The sequence below is a fragment of the Brevibacillus brevis genome, assembly GCF_900637055.1.
Classification (GTDB): domain Bacteria; phylum Bacillota; class Bacilli; order Brevibacillales; family Brevibacillaceae; genus Brevibacillus; species Brevibacillus brevis.
Map to the genome: position 1 here is coordinate 2,525,855 of NZ_LR134338.1, position 18,301 is coordinate 2,544,155.

Sequence of the window (18,301 nt, forward strand, 5' to 3'; positions counted from 1 at the left end):
GCGGGGAGATGTCTTACAATAAGGAGGTGAAACGAAAAAGCCTATGGATCCTATAATTACTGTTGTCATTGTGCTCGTTGCCCTGCTGATCGGCTTGGGTGCTGGCTACTTCACTCGTAAATCGATTGCGGAAGCGAAGATCTCCAGTGCAGAAGAAGCTGCACGACAGATCGTGGAGGAAGCCAAACGGGACGCCGAGGCCGTTAAGAAGGAAAAGGTGCTGGAGGCGAAGGATGAAGTGTTCAAGCTTCGATCCGAAGCGGAAACCGAATTGCGTGAGAGACGCAATGAGATCCAGCGTCAGGAACGACGAATTCTACAAAAAGAAGAATCGTTGGACCGCAAGATGGAACAGTTGGAGCGCAAAGAAGAAGAATTGTCCGAGCGTGACCGTGCCATCGCAGAACTGCAAAGCAAGGTAGAGCACTTATATAAAGAACAAGTATCAGAGCTAGAACGAATCTCCGGCTTGACGCAGGATGAGGCGAAGACGATCATTCTCACGGATGTGGAGAATACCGTCCGTCACGAAATGGCTGTGATGATCAAGGAGATTGAGACTCAGGCCAAGGAAGAAGCGGACAAGCGTGCTCGTGAGATCATTACGACCTCCATTCAACGTTGTGCAGCAGACCATGTAGCAGAAACAACCGTTTCCGTGGTTACGCTGCCAAATGATGAGATGAAGGGACGTATTATCGGACGCGAAGGACGTAACATTCGTGCCCTGGAGACGTTGACTGGTATCGATCTGATTATTGACGATACTCCAGAAGCAGTCATCCTGTCTGGCTTCGACCCGATTCGTCGGGAAATCGCCAAGACAGCGTTGGATAAACTGGTCGCAGACGGTCGCATTCACCCAGCTCGCATCGAGGAAATGGTGGAAAAAGCGCGTCGCGAAGTAGACGAGCGAATCCGTGAATACGGTGAGCAAGCAACGTTTGAAACAGGCGTTCACGGCTTGCATCCAGATCTGATCAAGATTCTTGGACGCTTGCGTTATCGTACAAGCTACGGTCAAAACGTACTGAAGCACTCTATGGAAGTGGCACATCTCGCCGGTTTAATGGCGGCAGAACTGAAAGAAGATGTGAAGCTGGCCAAACGTGCAGGTTTGCTGCATGATATCGGAAAAGCGATTGACCATGAAGTAGAAGGTTCACACGTTGAAATCGGTGTAGAACTGGCTAAGAAGTACAATGAGCATCACGTAGTAGTGAACAGTATTGCGTCTCATCACGGTGATACCGAACCAACTTCCGTCATTGCTATGCTCGTGGGAGCTGCTGACGCTCTGTCTGCTGCACGCCCAGGTGCACGCCGTGAGACATTGGAAACATATATCAGACGTTTGGAGAAACTGGAAGAAATCTCTGAGTCGTTCGATGGCGTAGAAAAGTCTTATGCGATTCAAGCAGGACGCGAAATTCGCGTGATGGTTCAACCTGATAAGATTGACGATGCGGAAGCTACCCGTCTGGCACGGGATATCACGAAACGAATTGAAAATGAACTTGACTACCCAGGTCATATTAAAGTAACGGTTATCCGTGAAACGCGGGCAGTTGAGTATGCAAAGTAAAGTGGCTGCGTGCCACTTTACTTTTTTTGTAGCACACCAAATACTTGACGAAGTCAAGTTTTCTAATGAGCAGAGGAATTGTGTATACTAGCAATGAGGTGATTTGGTAATGAAGTTGTTATTCATTGGAGATATTATGGGCTCGCCTGGCAGAGAGATCGTGAAAACATATCTGCCGTTACTGAAGCGAAAATACAACCCTACCTTTATCGTAGCGAATGGAGAGAACGCTGCGCATGGTCGCGGGATTACAGAGAAAATTACCAAGGAGCTTTTCGAGTGGGGCGTTCAAGCGATTACGCTCGGGAATCATACATGGGACCAAAGAGAAATTTTCGATTTTATTGATGATGAGCCGCGGATGATAAGACCCGCGAACTTCCCAGAAGGGGCTCCTGGAAAAGGGATTACATATATCAAGCAACCTGAAGGGGAACTAGCCGTCATTAATTTGATGGGGCGTACGTTCTTGCCACCGCTCGACTGTCCGTTCCAAATGGCTGACAAGCTAGTAGAGCAAGCTCGAAAGCGTACGAAGCTCATTTTTGTAGACTTTCATGCCGAAGCCACATCGGAGAAGCAAGCAATGTCATGGTACCTCGATGGGAAGGTAACAGCGGTCGTGGGGACACATACCCATGTGCAAACAGCTGATGAACGTATTTTGCCTCAAGGAACCGGATTTTTGTGTGATGTAGGAATGTGTGGCCCAAGTAACGGCATTTTGGGAATGGAACGCGAAGCTGTTATTAAGAAATTTTTGACGCAGCTCCCTGTTCGCTTTGAGGTAGCGCCAGATCCTGCGCAGTTGAATGCGGTGCTGATTACCATAGATAAAGCGACTGGGCATGCGAAAAAAATGGAACGAATCAGAATTGACTCTGACCATCCGTTTATGGAATAATGGGAATAAGATTAGAATTTTTTGAATCTTTCAAGCAAGTTAGCAGGAATTTTTAGGGGTTATGCGAATATCATTCTAATGATGACAGGATTCCTATCAGACGGGAGGTTCAAAAAGGATGGAAGTATTAAAAGTTTCAGCAAAGTCTAACCCCAATTCCGTTGCTGGTGCCCTTGCCGGAGTTCTTCGTGAACGAGGAGCGGCTGAGATCCAAGCCATTGGCGCTGGGGCGCTTAATCAAGCTGTGAAGGCAGTAGCAATCGCACGAGGGTTCGTAGCGCCGAGTGGAGTTGACCTCATTTGTATTCCAGCCTTTACCGACATCGTGATTGATGGAGAAGAACGAACTGCAATCAAATTAATCGTAGAACCCAGATGATACAACTGCAAATGCTTCACCTGCCTGTTTGTTCGAAGAATGAACAGGTTTTTTCGTTTGTCCAGAAGTATTCCCTTTGAAGATATCGAAGAGAAGGAGCGTTTCCATATGAAAATCTTTGATGCGCATAGCGATGTATTATGCAAGCTATGGCAGAACCCCGAGCTGGACTTTTATAAAGAAGACAAGCTCTTGCAAACTGGTTTTACCGCCCTTGAAAAAGGGAATGTAGACATACAAGTGCTAGCCTGTTTCGTCCCCACTCAGGTGCCGTTTGGACGTCGCTTTCATACTGTGCTAGAAATGGTCGATATTTTTTATCAAAAGGTGGCGAGTGATAAATTCCGACCCATTTTCACAAAGGCAGATTTGGCTGAATGCGTATTAAAGGGACAGAAAGGGGCTATTCTGTTTGTAGAAGGCGCGCATGCTTTAGAAGAGAGTCTGGTTCAGCTACGTACATGGTTCCGGCTTGGGGTACGAGGAATGACGCTGACCTGGAATCATGGCAATGCCCTAGCAAGTGGAAATGGGGAGCCGAATCCAGGTGGACTTACTTCATTTGGCCGAGAAGTCATAGAAGAAATGAATCGGCTGGGGATGATCATTGATGTTTCGCATTTGGCCGATCCAGGATTCTGGGATGTACTAGAATGCTCGAAAGCACCAGTGATCGCTTCGCACTCGAACGTGAGAACGATATGCAATCACTCTCGCAATTTGACGGACGAACAAATACAAGCATTAATCGCCAAAGATGGCGCGATCGGCTTGACGTTTGTAGACTTCTTTACCGTACCGGACAAGCGCACGGTTTGGATCGATGACTTGTTGCGCCACTTGGATCACATCTGCGCGTTGGGTGGTGTAGACCACGTAGGCTTTGGTTCCGATTTCGATGGGATTACCGAGACGTTTGGAGACATGGCATCCTCGGCAGATTACTCCCAGTTACTAGAAGCTTTGTTAAAACGTTATAAAGAGGCGGAAGTATTGAAATTTGTGCAAGGAAATTGGTTGCGTGTTTTCGGAAACGTGCTACAATAAAGCATGAGGATATTAATGTACCAAGTTCAACATTAAAATTCAGGTCAAAAGTAAGTTGAGTAAAAGCACTTGCAATTTGACATGGACAGGACTACAATTGTTACTGTCTATGCACAGAAATGTCACATCTTATCAGTCTTTTCAAGGTGTGATAGGCAGCTTTTCTCACAGTCACTGAAAGGGTGGAATCTGAATGATTAGTCAACTTTCCTGGAAAGTTGGAGGACAGCAAGGGGAGGGCATCGAGAGTACTGGTGAGATTTTCTCGATGGCGATGAACCGGATGGGGTACCATCTGTATAGCTACCGTCACTTCTCTTCCCGTATTAAGGGTGGACACACGAACAATAAAATTCGCGTGAGCACAACGCCAATGCGTGCGATCTCTGACGATCTGGACATTCTCGTAGCGTTTGACCAAGAGACGATCGATTTCAACGCGCATGAGTTGCGTGAAGGCGGTATCATTATCGCGGATGCGAAATTTAATCCAAAGTTGCCGGACGGCTTGAAGCCAGTTCGCTTCTTCACTGTACCACTGACTGAGATCGCTGATGAGCTGGGAACTTCCCTGATGAAAAACATGGTGTCGATTGGTGCGTCCAGTGCCATCCTCGGCATTGCAGTGGAAAGCTACCGTCCCATCGTTGAAGATATGTTCCTCCGCAAGGGCGAAAAAGTGGTTGAAAAGAATATGGATGCCATTCGCCGCGGTTTTGATTATGTAAATGAATTGACTGGTGGTCAACTGCCAGAGTTCCAAATGGAAAAGGCTGATCCACAAAAACAACTGTTCCTCATCGGTAACGATGCGATCGCTCTGGGTGCTGTAGCAGCAGGCTGCCGTTTCATGCCAGCTTACCCGATCACACCTGCTTCCGAGGTAATGGAATACTTGATTAAAAAGCTGCCTAAATTGGGCGGTACTGTTATCCAAACAGAAGACGAGATTGCTGCTATTACGATGGCAATCGGTGCTAACTTCGCGGGTGCTCGTTCCTTGACTGCTTCTGCAGGTCCTGGTCTGTCCCTGATGATGGAAGCAATTGGTCTGGCTGGTATCACGGAACAACCAGTTGTAATCGTGAACACGCAGCGTGGTGGCCCATCTACCGGTATGCCTACCAAAATCGAGCAATCTGATGTGAATGCTATGATTTATGGTACACACGGTGACATTCCAAAAGTAGTTATCGCGCCAAGCACAGTAGAAGAGTGCTTCTACGATGCAGTTGAAGCGTTTAACATTGCGGAAGAATACCAACTGCCTGTTATCCTGATGACTGACTTGACTCTGTCTTTGGGTAAACAAACAGTGACTCCATTTGACTACAGCAAAGTAGAAATCCGCCGCGGAAAACTGCTTGCTGGACAAGAATTGCCAGAAAAAGAGCAAAACGACCTGTTCAAACGTTATGAAGTAACAGAAGACGGCGTTTCTCCTCGTGTTATTCCTGGCCAAAAATACGGTCTGCACCATGTAACTGGTGTTGAGCATGATCAAACTGGTCGTCCATCTGAGAATGCTGCAAACCGTATTCAACAAATGGATAAACGTATGCGCAAAATGGAAGGCGTACTGAAAAACTTCAAAAACGCTGTAACAGCAGATGCTCCTCACGCTGATGCGGATGTTCTGGTTGTGGGTATCAACTCTACAATTGGTACGATTCAAGAAGCAAAAGCTCGTCTGGAACAAGAGGGAATCAAAGTAAACCATGCACAAATCCGTTTGCTGCATCCGTTCCCTACCGAAGAAATCAAAGCACTCGTGGACAAAGCGAAGAAAGTCGTTGTTGTTGAGCACAACATCCAAGCGCAAGTAACAAACCTGCTCAAACAAAACGTTGGAAACGCTGAAAAAATCGAGTCCGTGCTGAAATATGATGGTAACCCATTCCTGCCGAAGGAAATCTATGCTGAAGTAAAGGAGCTGGTAAAACATGGCGACTATGAAAGAGTTTCGAAATAATGTAAAGCCAAACTGGTGCCCAGGCTGTGGTGACTTCTCCATCCAGGCGGCTATTCAACGCGCCGCAGCGAACGTAGGTCTGGAACCTGAAAATCTGGCTCTCGTTTCTGGTATCGGATGCTCTGGTCGTATTTCCGGCTACATCAACTGCTATGGTTTCCACGGTATTCACGGACGTTCCCTGCCAATCGCACAAGGTGTGAAAATGGCGAACCGCGAGCTGACAGTTATCGCAGCTGGTGGAGACGGGGATGGTTTTGCGATCGGTATGGGCCATACTGTACACGCAATCCGTCGTAATATGAACGTTACGTACATCGTAATGGATAACCAAATCTACGGTCTGACAAAAGGTCAAACCTCCCCGCGTTCCGCGACTGGTTTCGTGACTAAGTCTACACCGGCAGGTTCCATCGAGTCCTCCATTTCTCCAGTTGAACTGGCGCTGTCTGTAGGTGCGACTTTCGTTGCTCAATCCTTCTCCAGCGATCTGAAGGGCTTGACTGAACTGATCGAAAAAGGTATCCAACACGAAGGCTTCTCCTTGATCAACGTATTCAGCCCTTGTGTAACCTACAACAAGGTAAATACGTACGACTGGTTCAAAGAGAACATCGTACCAGTAGACACAATCGAAGGATACGATCCACATGACCGTATCAAAGCAATGTCTACTTCCATGCAATACAAAGGCCTGATTACAGGTCTGATCTACCAAAACACTGAGCAAAAACCTTATGAAGCTCTCGTAAATGGCTTCAAAGAAGAAGGTTTGGTTAACCAAGACATTCGCTTGTCTGAAGAAGACTTCGAAAAATTGGTTAAAGAATTTGCTTAAGTTTGATAGAGTGAAAAACCTCTCCTTAACGGGAGAGGTTTTTTTATTACATGCGATCGCGCCACTGCCTGTACACGAGCATGACAAGGAAAAAGACAACCAATTGACCAAAGAGTGGATACAGGAAACGGAGAAGCGAGCTAAACCCGATAAAACTGATCAAATAACAAATTAGCAGAATCCCGAGTAAAATAGTCGGACCTCGAAGGGGGGTAACTTGTCTAATCTGTTGGGCTAGACCAAAAACGTTGGCAACAAGAGTCGAGAAAATTTCGGCGTACACCAATAGGGAGAACAAAAAGGGAATAGTTGGCCCCAAGCCTTGCAGCACAGCGATCATGGGCATTTCCGCGTGATGGATTCCCGGCATTTTTACAGACAGAGAAGCGTAAGCGAGCATGAGCAGAAGGCCTATTCCCAGCCCTCCTAGGATTCCCCCTAGGATAAGAGGTTTCTCGCTGGGACTCTGTCTGCCCATCGGAATCAAAACCGCTTGTGTAAGTGTGACATTTAAGGCAACATAATAAAAGGGAGAGCTAAGCCACGCCCAAGGCCGTAATGATTCTACGACGACATTCGTATCTAACCATGGCTTCGTATAAAGAAAGACAAGCACAGTAAAGCCAATGAGCATCGGAACAAAAATGCTGTTCACGTGATGGATGGCAAACAGCCCTTTTTTCGTCACGAAAAAAATCAAAATCATGCTAAACCAAATTCCGATTTGGGGAGATAATCGAAAAGACTCCCAAAAAATCGCGCCGGTAGCAGCGAGCATGACGGAGGTAGTGCCTAGCAAAACGGTTAAAAGCAAGGTATTAAATACAGTTCCAAACGGATGTCCAAACAAATAGGTGCTGACTTCTTGATAGGAATCAGCCTGAAGTCGATAGGCAATCAGCATTACGCGGATGCCGGCCCAAATAAACAGCGTCGTAGCCAGAATGATGCCTACTAAGCCTTGTGTTCCATATTGAACAAAGAACTCTACAATTTCTTTGCCAGAGGCAAAACCAGCTCCTACGACTGTTCCAATATACGTAAAAGCGATCTGCCATGCGGCTCTCCATGTTCCTTGCATCTCAGACCTCCTGTCCCACCTTATTCCATCCTATGAGAGGGAGTGAACCGAATATGCGCGTTACCGTGTTAGGCTATCAATCTCCTTATCCTGGTCCAGGGGGTGCTACTCCGGGTTACCTGATTGAGACAGACCGTGTCAAAATTCTTCTCGACTGCGGCAGTGGTGTTCTTGCGCAGTTAGGCAAGCATTTGCCCATTTATGAGCTGGATGCCATGCTTTTATCTCACTACCATCATGATCATGTTGCGGATGTAGGAGTGATGCAGTACGGTTTGATGGTGCATCAGTTGTTTGGCCAAAGACCTGCTGACAAGCCGCTTCCAATCTATGCTCCTGCGCTGCCAGTGACCAATGCTCAGACATTGGTGTATCGAGATGCGACCACATTTACCCCAATCACGGAAGAAACGTCTGTTACCATTGGGGATGTCGCAATCACTTTTTTACGGACAGACCATGGTGACGGAGATCCATGCTACGCCATGCGCTTGGAAGCAAACGGACGTATCCTCGTATACGGAGCTGACAGTGGACCAGGTACAGCCTGGGAGGGGTTCGCAACTCAAGCGGATTTGTTCATTTGTGAGGGCACCTATCTGGATTACAATTTACCAGCGAAGCCAAATGGGCACCTGTCTGTTCGCCAAGCGGCAGAATTGGCACAATCCCTATCCTGCCGCTCGTTATTGGTTACGCATTTGTTTTACGGCTATGATGAGTCCCAAGTAATTGCGGAGGCCAATGCTTTTGTCGCAGGTCCGGTTTATGCCGCGCGCATCGGCCTGCAAATCGATTTATAACGTTGTTTGTGTACATAGAGAGGAGAGTTGACTTTGTTTCCAAATGTATTAGAAGTCGCACGCAAATTAATCCGTGAACGGGTACAAGTAGGAGAAACGGTTGTAGACGCCACGATGGGGAATGGAAATGACACCTTATTTCTTGCGCAACTGGTGCAAGAAGAAGGGAAAGTAATCGCCTTCGATATCCAGCCGCAGGCGATCGAGAAAACGCGAGAAAGACTCGAAAGAGAGGGTCTGGCGAACAGGGTAGAAATGAAGCTCGCCAGTCATGAGGAAATTGACAAGCTGGAGATTAGTGCCGCGGCAATCATGTTTAATTTGGGCTATTTGCCGGGCGGAGACAAAGAAATCACAACACAAGCGAGCAGTACCATTCAGGCGATTCAATCCGGGTTGAGGGTGCTCAGACCAGGCGGAATCATGACAGTCATGATTTACTGGGGGCATCCGGCGGGAGAGACGGAAAAAGAGGCAGTGGAAGCATTTTGCCACGAGCTGAGTCAATTGGATTATTTGGTTTTAAAATACCAATATATCAATCAGCAAAACCAAGCCCCGTTTTTACTGGCCATCGAACGCAGGGGACAATAAAAAGAACGCAACGCGATCCTTTCCCGGGCAAGCGCAGCATCCGACATGATTCCTATGGGAAAGCAAATATTTTGTCGGGTCGCGGATAGGTGTACAAAAATAGGCACGCTCTTGCCCTTTCTGGCACATACCCTATGTAGAGCAATGTGGCAAGGGGGATCTACCGTGGACAGAATCGGGATAATGTTGGATTGGGCCCTTATAGAGAAAGGAATTCAAGGCCTCAAGTCATATGAGCGTCTGCCTTATTATGTCGAAATCGGAAAAGAGCTTGGATTGGAGCCTGTTTTTTTCCACCCGCGGCATGTAAAGCCAGGAGATGCAAGGGTCAAGGGATATTTTTGGAACGGAAATCGACTCGTCTCACAACTGGTTTCAGTCCCGCGAGTCATCCACAATCGTGTTTTGACAGGGGATACAAAAGCGCGGAATGTGATTCGAAGATTGAGCCAAAAGAAAACGGTGTTCAATGGCTTGGTTGTACGGGATAAGAGAAGAGTACACCAGATGCTCTGGAAAAACGAACAGATTCGCAGCTATCTGCCGCATACTGTACCTTATTCCACGGAGCAGTTGCGTCTGTTCTTGGATAAATACCAGGTGGTGTACGTCAAGCCTTCAATTGGATCTGTTGGAATTGGGGTAGCGCGTATTGAACGGCACGGAGGCAATTATCACTTCATTGCATCGAAAAAACGGCAGATTTTATCTCATTCCCAGATACTCTCCACGGTGCGACGCTGGGTCGGTAACAAAAGATTTTTGATCCAGCGAGGAATTCCTTTGGCGCGCTATGGAGGCAAAACGTTTGATATTCGTGTTTCGGTGCAAAAAAACAAAGAGAAACAGTGGACAGTGAGCGGGATGGTTGCCAAGGTCGCCAATAAGAAAAACAAGCTCAGCAATCTCTCCCGAGGTGGGACAGCAGTGCCGTTTTCGGAAGCATTATTCCCCATCTTTCCTGAGGTAAAACAACAACAAGCGGTCATCGAAAGAGTTGGCATAGCAGCGGTGGAAATTGCGAAGCAGTACGGTCGTCATTTTTCATCATTAGCAGACTTAGGCATGGATATGGGAATTGATGATCGAGGCAATCCGTATTTAATTGAAGTCAATGTGCGTGATCAGCGCTATTCGTTTTTCAAAGCTGGAGAGAAGGAGATGTTTAAACAAACGTACCGTCATCCACTGGAATATGCGCAGACATTACTCGCTGAAAAAAAGAAACGGAAGCATCAGCTTTTATCGCCTAGCTATTTCAACTAAAGAAGTAATGTACAAGAATGTGAAAAAGACGGTGGCTATTATTGCCCCGTCTTTTCGTATGCCTTGACTTACGATTCTGCCGGCTGTTGTTGGTCAGCCAAAGGAAAGGGCAGATTGCGAAAGTGACGATATACCAATGCCAAAATCGATTTTCGAGTCAAGATTCCTTGGAAATAGTGTTCGTCGTCTTCAATGCAGACGAAAGGGTGATTAATGGACACTTCCAATGCTTTCAAAAATTCATCGGTGTCACGCAATCGAGGGACCTTCGTATCCATCACATCATCTACAATATGTTCGGACATACGTTCGGTCTCGAAGCGTTCCAGACCTAGAGTTTTATTCATGATCATATTCGTGCTGATTAACCCATGCAAACGATACTGATGATCCAGTACAGGAACGGCTGAATAGCCGGACTTGATTAGGACGAGCAGGGCGTGCTCAAGCGAATTGCCTAACTGCACATGTGCGACCTTTGTGGACGCGATTATGAGATCTTTGATCGGAATATGTAACAAAGGGATCTCTTGATTCAATTCAGATCCACCACCTTTTCTTTCTGTCGTCGATAGCAGTAAGAACTGCTTGTGGTCCTCTTCTATGATACCGTAAGCGAGGTACAAACGGTAGGGCTACATTTAGAAAACTTGGCGTTGCCAAGCCTTTCACGAGGCATTAGACGAAAAAAAAGCCCGGCAGTTACGCCAGGCAAGTAATCGAGGTGTGGAACAATTGTCCCTAGTTCTAGTATGGGAGATCATGTTGTTTTTTACATTAGGAGTTTAGAGGAAACCAGTTTCTCCCTTACGCTTTATACGTTTGATTTTTGAAAATCGGTTTTGCTTCCACCCGTTTTTTCCGATTGAACCAAAAGGACATCGTCGTCAGCTCGTAAAGGAAAATGCACAGTGGCGGCGTAATCACAAACATGCCCAGAACCAATGACGGCGTCGACCAGCCTAGTCGATGAATAACGTAACTCTGCATTAAGAACAAGATCAGCGGATGAACTAAATAGATAGCCATATTTTGTTTGGCCAATCGGGCAAGCCACGGACCTAGTTTAGGCAGTTTGCCGAAATAAGTGGATGCAGGGTAAAAGCTGATGATCACACAGAGTGTGTATACCAAGTAAAGCGGTTCGAAAATATTCATGCTCTCGTAGTAGCTTTTGGAGCCGGAAAGATAGCTGTACGCCATCCAAACGGCTGCACTTGCCATCACAACAATAGAAGGTATTTGAAGGCGTTTCACCCACGTCCGCCATTTATTCACATTCATTCCGGCATAAGCGCCGAGTGCAAAAGTAAATACGTACATGAAAACATAATGCTGTCCGTAAACATAACTGTGCTTCACGAGGGACAGGAATGGGTTTGCATCCCAATCAATGGCCCAAAACGGTTTAATGAACAAATAGTGGTAGAGAACGTACAGACCAGCTTGTCCAATAAAGAGGGCGATGATCCAGCGGAAGTTCAAGTACCGTTCCATCCACGGTTTGATCAGGCAAAACAACAAGCACAATTGCAAGTAAAGCGGAATGTAGTACAGATGGTAGAAAGAGCTACCCGTAAACAGACTATCGAAAAAGGGTCCTACCAGCACGGCGGGATCAAAGGTTTGGTGTTTAAAATAGGTGAAGATGGCTGTCCATATTACGTAAGGCAATATAACTGCGCGCCAGCGTTTTTTCCAGAAAGCACGCCAATCCAATTGTCGGTTCTGATACCAGTAAAACAGCAGCATTCCAGTTGCAAAAATAAACAAAGAGCGACCGAATTTCAACAAGATGATGAGAACGGCTTGCAAATCACTATTCCACGGATACGTCTTTTCATTAGCGAGAAAAAAACTGAGGATGTGAATCATCAAGACAGTAAGAGCCCCAAAAACAAAAAGGGCATTCAGATCCTGAAACGTCCCCTTTCGATTGCTATTCATAATTCCTCCAGAATTTTACCGGCAGCACCTGGAGAATCAAAAGCAAGTAACATGCCCGTTATTCGGGTAAGTGCCAGTCAGGTGCGGCCAGTTCTTTTGCGGTATAAGAAAATAAGTGTAATCGCTGCGACAAATGATGCCTCGACTCTGTCACTAACTCATTTTGGACATAAAAGGGGGTAGGTGATACCGCCCACTCAGAACGGATTGTCTCCAATAGACGAGCTTTTACATCATCTATAGTGGCCAATTTTCCAGTCAAACTCGCAATGCTGCCAACGGTAGAAGCATCGATGGAAGGAATTGGCTTATGGCTTTGCATTTCATCCAAACCGGCTAGACGGTAAAAGCGCTCCATCCATTCCCCTCGTGGCCGATCGTCGACGTTAATGCACAATTGCAAAATAGAGCCGTGTCGCGTGCGTCTTTGTGCCATACCTCCGATTTTTTTACCGTGAATGGAAAAATCGTATTCCCCTGCACAGTAGGAACCCGTCACTTCTCCAAATTCCAGCTTCCCGTAATCGCGCAGGCCAACATCAAGAAGTTGGGCAACAAACGAGAAGAAAGAGTCAATGGAAATCGAAGTGTCAGGCAATAAACAAGCCATATTGAGTACGCCAGCATCTAGTGGAACACAAGCTCCACCAGACGAGCGAAGAACACAACCAAAGCCATCTTGACCGAACTTACGTAAGGCTTGCTGGAGTTGAGGAAGCTTGGCGTCTCTGCGGCCGAGATACAGCGCCTGATCGTACACCCAGAGATGAATAACAGGGGTTGCTGATTCAGATTGCATGCTGGCTGCCAACGCTTCATCACGGATTAAAGGCTCAAGTGGACTATCCTGGTAGGTACCGGAGTCCATCCAGCGAAACGGTTGATTAACAGAAAATGACATAGGAAGGCTCCTTCACAGGACAAGAATAGCTACCATTATACCATCTGAAATGCGTTTATTTCTACGTTTTCGCTATCTTTTTTCCATTTGGTAGAACATGCATGTCAAGTAGAGTGAAAAAATACCCGACAGGCCAAGATAGCTTGTCGGGTCAAAATATGGTTCTTTATTTGGTCTCCTTGAAGGAGAAATTGTCTAGGTAGGTCGTTTTGCGAGGCGCGTTTTCAGTTGCCTCTTCTTGCAGGTACAGACCGAGCTTTGTGCCTTCTTGTTTCACATACTGTTGACCGAACAAGTATTGATCGTTCAAGTAAATGGAAACAGTGTTCTCGTTAACTTCGACTTTTAAGCGATTGCTGGATTTCAACTTGTAGGAGCTAGAAGTAATGATGTCAATATCGTCTTCTTCGACATCATTCACTTTTCCTAAAACAACGCGATCTTTTTGGACAAATACAACATTGGCTTTTCCGTCTTTACCGTTGAAGTAAAGGCCTCCTAAACCCTCACTGCCAACGACATTAACATCGACGCTCAATTCGTATTTTTTAACTTTGTCAGACTCATTCCAATTCAGTGGCAGGAAGTAGTGATCCAGATCATCGTCATCGGATTCAGCTGTCACTTGTTTGCTAGCGACCTCCCAGTTTCCTGTCGCTTTGTCTGTATCCCAGTTTTTCAATTTGGAATCAGAGAAGGAGTCACTGATATTGATTCGCTCTGGTTCTGGCTGCGGTTTCGGTTGACCAGGGTTAGGGAAAACAATTTTGATCTCATCATCATCGTCACGATCCAAAATAGCGCGATAGAGAAGAGAAGCAGCTTCCGCACGAGTAATCGGATCTTGTGGACGGAAATTGCCATTGTATCCTTTCATCAAATCGGTTTGGATCGCAATCGCAATATACGGACGCAGTGCTGACGAAATATCGTCGTAATCACGGAACTTTTTCAATTGATTCATGTCAGCTTTGTACTTTTGATCGTAGCCCAACAGGCGTACCAATGCGACAGCAATGTCTTCCCGTACTGCCGCATGATCTGGCTTATACGTGTAGGTGGAGCCGGATTTGTAACCAGTCAAGTAAGGCTTGGCGTATTCCACATACAGAAATGCCCAGTGATGACGTGGTACATCTTTAAAGGTTTGGTCGACGTAGCGTTTGTTTATATCTACATCTGCTGCTGCGATCATAATTTTTGCAAATTCGGCGCGGGTAACCTCATTGTTCGGTCTAAATGTTCGATTGTCGTACCCTTTGATAATCCCTTTTGCCGCCATCTCCGTAATTTCCTTGTATGCCCAATGGCTACGTGGAACGTCTGAGAACGAAGGAGTGGAAGCGGCACCGACGACCGGGATAACCGTTAAGAACATCAACACCGACAAAAATACGGCTAGTGCTCTTTTCATGTTAACCTCCTCAAAATGGCAATGTAGTTTTTTGTTGACTGCTATTCAGACGGCGAGTGGGCTTGTATTGTTGCAGGAGAAAAAAATATTATGGTGAAAATAGGCAAAAAGACGGAGTTCCAAAAAAATTGACAGGTAAGGAGGAGCATATACCAATGGTAAGGGCATGCTTGTTTGATTTGGATGGAACGCTTTTGGATCGGGAACGGTCGTTGGATACATTTTTGGCACGACAGTACGAACGTACACAGCCGCTCCAGAAAAAAATGTCTCTGGAAGCGTTCACATCCCGTTTTCATGAGCTGGACCAGCGTGGGTATGTGTGGAAAGATGTTGTCTATCAGACCATCTTGGAAGAGTCAAAGACTGAAGAGGTTACTTCTTTATGTTTATTAGAAGAATACGTACATCTATTTTGGCAGGACTGTCTGTCTTTTAGAGGTGTGGTTGAAACACTTCAGATCTTACATCAATTGGGAATGAAGCTAGGGATCATTACGAATGGACGAAGTGAGTTTCAAATGAAAAACTTGAATGCGATTGGAATTGAACCATTTTTTCATGCCATATTGATTTCGGAGCGGGAAGGGGTGTCCAAGCCAGAGTCAATCATACTTGAAAGAGCGTTGGACCGGCTTGGAGTGAAAGCGAGTGAAGCGGTATATGTGGGGGATCACCCGGTTAACGATGTACAAGGGGCGCGTGCGAGGCCACATCTCCTTGCCGGGAAACCCAGAGATGATCGGAACGGTCACTCGCCGTTTCGTACATATTTTGCCTCATAATGGTTATTATGCATTAGCTTTTGTATCACCCAAAATGATATAATTCTTTATTGGTTACTTATGTAGATGATTTTAGCTGAGGTGATACATGATGAAGGAAACGAAAGAGGCGACTGTGGACTTAAAATCCGTTAAGTCTCCAAAGAAAACGGAAGACTATGCGAAATACTTCCAGGCCCCCTCTCTGAAGGATGCGAAAAAGCGCGGTAAGGAAGAGATTTTAGTCCATTACGATTTTAATATCCCAGAAGACATGCAGAACATCGGAAAAGGAAAGCGTTATCACGTTCGTACGTATGGCTGCCAAATGAACGAGCATGATTCGGAGACGATTTCTGGTATTTTGCAAGCAATGGGTTATACCTCCTCTGATTCTGTCGAAGATGCGGATGTCATCCTATTTAACACCTGTGCGATCCGCGAAAATGCAGAGGATAAAGTATTTGGAGAGCTTGGCCACATGAAGCGGCTCAAGAATAACAACCCGAATCTGATCCTCGGTGTTTGCGGCTGTATGTCCCAAGAAGAGAAAGTCGTCAAGAAAATCCTGAAAAGCTACCAGCAGGTCGACTTGATTTTTGGAACGCACAATATTCACCGACTGCCAGAACTGTTGCGCGATGCGATGTTCAGCAAAGAAATGGTGATTGAGGTTTGGTCCAAAGAAGGCGATATCGTCGAAAATATGCCGAAGCTCCGCGAAGGAAACACCAAGGGCTGGGTTAACATTATGTACGGCTGTGACAAGTTCTGTACGTACTGTATCGTGCCGTATACCCGCGGAAAAGAGCGCAGTCGACGCCCTGAAGATGTCATCGCGGAAGTGCGTGATCTCGCTCGCCAAGGCTTTAAGGAAATCATGCTTCTTGGACAAAACGTCAATGCGTATGGGAAAGATTTTGAGGACATCGAATACGGTTTTGGAGACCTGATGGATGAGATCCGCAAGATTGATATCCCGCGTGTGCGCTTTACGACAAGTCACCCGCGCGATTTTGACGACCACTTGATCGAGGTGCTGGCAAAAGGCGGCAACCTCGTGGAGCAAATCCATTTGCCTGTCCAATCCGGTTCGACAGAAGTACTCAAGCGGATGGCGCGCAAATATTCGCGTGAGCATTATTTGGAGCTCGTTCGCAAAATTAAGGACGCGATCCCGAATGTCTCGCTTTCTACCGATATTATTGTTGGCTTCCCAGGCGAAACCGATGAGCAGTTTGAAGATACGATTTCGATGGTGGAAGAGGTCAAGTACGATTTTGCGTATACCTTCATCTACTCTCCGCGTGAAGGTACACCGGCAGCTGTCATGGAAGACAACGTTCCGATGGAAGTGAAAAAAGCGCGCTTGTATCGACTTAATGAAGTGTTGGCTCGCATCGGGCTAGAGCAGAACAAAAAACTGCAGGATCAGGTTGTCGAGGTACTTGTGGAAGGCGAATCGAGAACGAATGCGGAAGTGCTTGCGGGTCGTACGCGCACGAACAAGCTGGTTCATTTCACTGGCGACAAATCCTTGATCGGACAGTATGTTCACATAAAAATTACAGATGCGAAAACGTGGACACTCCACGGAGAGCTCGTATCCAAAGTTGAGGTGTAGGTCATTATGGAACAAACAAACGTATATACACAGAAAGAAATTCTCGATAAAGCTCGCGAGCTCGCAGCTATGATCGCGCGTACAAATGAAGTTGATTTCTTCAAACGTGCCGAACTGCAAATCAAGCACAATGAACGTGTGCAAGATTTGATTGATACATTGAAGCAAAAGCAAAAGCAAATGGTGATGTTTGAATCCATCAACAAGCCGGAACTGGTGAAAAAAGTGGAAGACGAATACAACCAATTGCATGAGGAACTGGATGCGATTCCAATTGTTACGGAATTCAAGCAATCGCAGGTCGATGTGAATGATCTTTTGCAAATGGTCACGAACGTGATCACGAACACCGTTTCGGAGCGTATTATTTTGGATACAGGCGGAAACCCATTGACTGGAGAGACGGGTGGCGGGCCTGAGAAGAAAAAATCTGGCGGCTGCTGCTCCTAATTCTTGATAGAAAGCCTTCCCGGCGCTGTTTTGATGAATACCCAACAACTTTCCCAAATATAAGGTGGTTGTTTGCACGCTAGTCGAATGCCCTGCATACAAATGTACAGAAACGTTGTATGGAGGAGGTAACGAAATGTCGGGTATAGACAAAGATCTACAGTGCCGGGAACTTATCGCGAAAGCAGTCTGCGGCAAAGGCCATAAATTTTCTACTACCACCCACACCATCATACCGTCGCAAACTCCTTCGACGATCCTCGGATGCTGGATTATAAACACGAACTTCCAAGCAGAGAAAGTCGGAGATGCCGTTGAAGTATCTGGTACGTATGACGTCAACCTGTGGTTTTCGTTTGCTAATAACACGCAAACCGAAGTCAAGCGGGAAACTGTTAAGTTCTCCGTACTCGTACCGCTTACGTTCTTCGACAAAAACTGCAGAGGCGATCTGGAAATCGTTGCACGCGCCGTGGAGCAACCGAAGTGCATAAAAGCGGAGTTAAGTGGTGGTGGCACAATCACAGTCAGAGTTGAAAGCGAATATGCAGTAGAGGTCATTGGAGAAACAAAGGTGTGCGTTGTTGTCTGCAATAGTTGTGATGACAAAGAGTTCCATCTGGATGACGACTTTGAAGATAACAGTGACGAGTTTGATGACTTTGATTCCGCTACGCTACTCGACGAGCTCGACTAAAGAGGAGAAATTATCTCCTCTTTTTTCTTTTTTTC

General features: G+C 46.2%; 18 protein-coding genes. 13 read left to right on the forward strand and 5 right to left on the reverse strand.

Annotated elements, in window-relative coordinates; all coding sequences use genetic code 11:
* The first annotated feature begins 43 nt into the window (after positions 1–43).
* The 6 genes from rny to EL268_RS12730 all read left to right on the forward strand — a co-directional run bounded on the left by rny (position 44) and on the right by EL268_RS12730 (position 6,725).
* Positions 44–1,585, forward strand: a complete 1,542-nt coding sequence (gene rny / locus EL268_RS12705) for a ribonuclease Y (RefSeq protein WP_007719154.1) — start codon at positions 44–46, stop codon at positions 1,583–1,585.
* Positions 1,586–1,694: 109 nt separating this feature from the next.
* On the forward strand, positions 1,695–2,489 hold the full coding sequence (locus EL268_RS12710) for a TIGR00282 family metallophosphoesterase (RefSeq protein WP_106653521.1): 795 nt from the start codon (positions 1,695–1,697) through the stop codon (positions 2,487–2,489).
* A 118-nt stretch (positions 2,490–2,607) separates the two neighbouring features.
* Positions 2,608–2,868 carry a stage V sporulation protein SpoVS gene (gene spoVS / locus EL268_RS12715; RefSeq protein ID WP_003385776.1) on the forward strand — a complete coding sequence of 87 codons (261 nt, stop codon included), beginning with the start codon at positions 2,608–2,610 and terminating at the stop codon, positions 2,866–2,868.
* Positions 2,869–2,976: 108 nt separating this feature from the next.
* Entirely contained in the window at positions 2,977–3,915 is a 939-nt protein-coding gene (locus tag EL268_RS12720) for a dipeptidase (protein WP_106653522.1), read from the forward strand.
* 193 nt (positions 3,916–4,108) lie between these two features.
* The gene (locus EL268_RS12725) at positions 4,109–5,887 is read left to right on the forward strand and encodes a 2-oxoacid:acceptor oxidoreductase subunit alpha (protein ID WP_106653523.1); all 1,779 of its coding nucleotides are present in this window, start codon (positions 4,109–4,111) and stop codon (positions 5,885–5,887) included.
* Entirely contained in the window at positions 5,859–6,725 is an 867-nt protein-coding gene (locus tag EL268_RS12730; RefSeq protein WP_106653524.1) for a 2-oxoacid:ferredoxin oxidoreductase subunit beta, read from the forward strand. Before EL268_RS12725 ends, EL268_RS12730 begins: the two co-directional genes overlap by 29 nt.
* 46 nt (positions 6,726–6,771) lie before the next feature.
* Here the strand turns inward: EL268_RS12730 and EL268_RS12735 are convergent, their stop codons facing one another.
* Entirely contained in the window at positions 6,772–7,806 is a 1,035-nt protein-coding gene (locus EL268_RS12735; RefSeq protein ID WP_106653525.1) for a YkvI family membrane protein, read from the reverse strand.
* Positions 7,807–7,859: 53 nt separating this feature from the next.
* On the opposite strand from EL268_RS12735, the gene EL268_RS12740 reads away from it, so the two are divergent.
* The 3 genes from EL268_RS12740 to EL268_RS12750 all read left to right on the forward strand — a co-directional run bounded on the left by EL268_RS12740 (position 7,860) and on the right by EL268_RS12750 (position 10,469).
* The gene (locus EL268_RS12740; RefSeq protein ID WP_106653526.1) at positions 7,860–8,609 is read left to right on the forward strand and encodes an MBL fold metallo-hydrolase; all 750 of its coding nucleotides are present in this window, start codon (positions 7,860–7,862) and stop codon (positions 8,607–8,609) included.
* A gap of 33 nt (positions 8,610–8,642) precedes the next feature.
* A complete protein-coding gene (locus tag EL268_RS12745; protein ID WP_088908043.1) occupies positions 8,643–9,203 on the forward strand; it encodes a tRNA 5-(aminomethyl)-2-thiouridylate-methyltransferase MnmM in 561 nt (186 codons plus the stop codon).
* 165 nt (positions 9,204–9,368) lie between these two features.
* Positions 9,369–10,469, forward strand: coding sequence for a YheC/YheD family endospore coat-associated protein (locus tag EL268_RS12750; protein WP_106653527.1), 1,101 nt, complete (start codon positions 9,369–9,371; stop codon positions 10,467–10,469).
* 68 nt (positions 10,470–10,537) lie between these two features.
* Here EL268_RS12750 and cbpB read toward each other — a convergent pair whose 3' ends face one another.
* The 4 genes from cbpB to EL268_RS12770 all read right to left on the reverse strand — a co-directional run bounded on the left by cbpB (position 10,538) and on the right by EL268_RS12770 (position 14,731).
* Positions 10,538–11,008 (reverse strand): cyclic-di-AMP-binding protein CbpB, encoded by a 471-nt coding sequence (gene cbpB / locus EL268_RS12755; protein WP_047067754.1) that lies wholly within the window; start codon positions 11,006–11,008, stop codon positions 10,538–10,540.
* Between the two features lie 268 nt (positions 11,009–11,276).
* A complete protein-coding gene (locus tag EL268_RS12760) occupies positions 11,277–12,416 on the reverse strand; it encodes an acyltransferase (RefSeq protein WP_106653528.1) in 1,140 nt (379 codons plus the stop codon).
* Between the two features lie 58 nt (positions 12,417–12,474).
* Complete coding sequence (locus tag EL268_RS12765; RefSeq protein WP_106653529.1) at positions 12,475–13,317, reverse strand: lipoate--protein ligase family protein; 843 nt, start codon at positions 13,315–13,317, stop codon at positions 12,475–12,477.
* A gap of 166 nt (positions 13,318–13,483) precedes the next feature.
* Complete coding sequence (locus tag EL268_RS12770) at positions 13,484–14,731, reverse strand: S-layer homology domain-containing protein (RefSeq protein ID WP_106653530.1); 1,248 nt, start codon at positions 14,729–14,731, stop codon at positions 13,484–13,486.
* A gap of 155 nt (positions 14,732–14,886) precedes the next feature.
* On the opposite strand from EL268_RS12770, the gene EL268_RS12775 reads away from it, so the two are divergent.
* The 4 genes from EL268_RS12775 to EL268_RS12790 all read left to right on the forward strand — a co-directional run bounded on the left by EL268_RS12775 (position 14,887) and on the right by EL268_RS12790 (position 18,266).
* Positions 14,887–15,516 (forward strand): HAD family hydrolase, encoded by a 630-nt coding sequence (locus EL268_RS12775; RefSeq protein ID WP_106653531.1) that lies wholly within the window; start codon positions 14,887–14,889, stop codon positions 15,514–15,516.
* Between the two features lie 91 nt (positions 15,517–15,607).
* Positions 15,608–17,119, forward strand: coding sequence for a tRNA (N6-isopentenyl adenosine(37)-C2)-methylthiotransferase MiaB (gene miaB, locus EL268_RS12780; RefSeq protein ID WP_048033378.1), 1,512 nt, complete (start codon positions 15,608–15,610; stop codon positions 17,117–17,119).
* A 6-nt stretch (positions 17,120–17,125) separates the two neighbouring features.
* Positions 17,126–17,569: a YlbF/YmcA family competence regulator gene (locus EL268_RS12785; protein WP_106653532.1), complete on the forward strand. Its 444-nt coding sequence runs from the start codon at positions 17,126–17,128 to the stop codon at positions 17,567–17,569.
* 136 nt (positions 17,570–17,705) lie between these two features.
* Positions 17,706–18,266 carry an outer spore coat protein CotE gene (locus tag EL268_RS12790; RefSeq protein ID WP_106653533.1) on the forward strand — a complete coding sequence of 187 codons (561 nt, stop codon included), beginning with the start codon at positions 17,706–17,708 and terminating at the stop codon, positions 18,264–18,266.
* Positions 18,267–18,301: the final 35 nt, after the last annotated feature.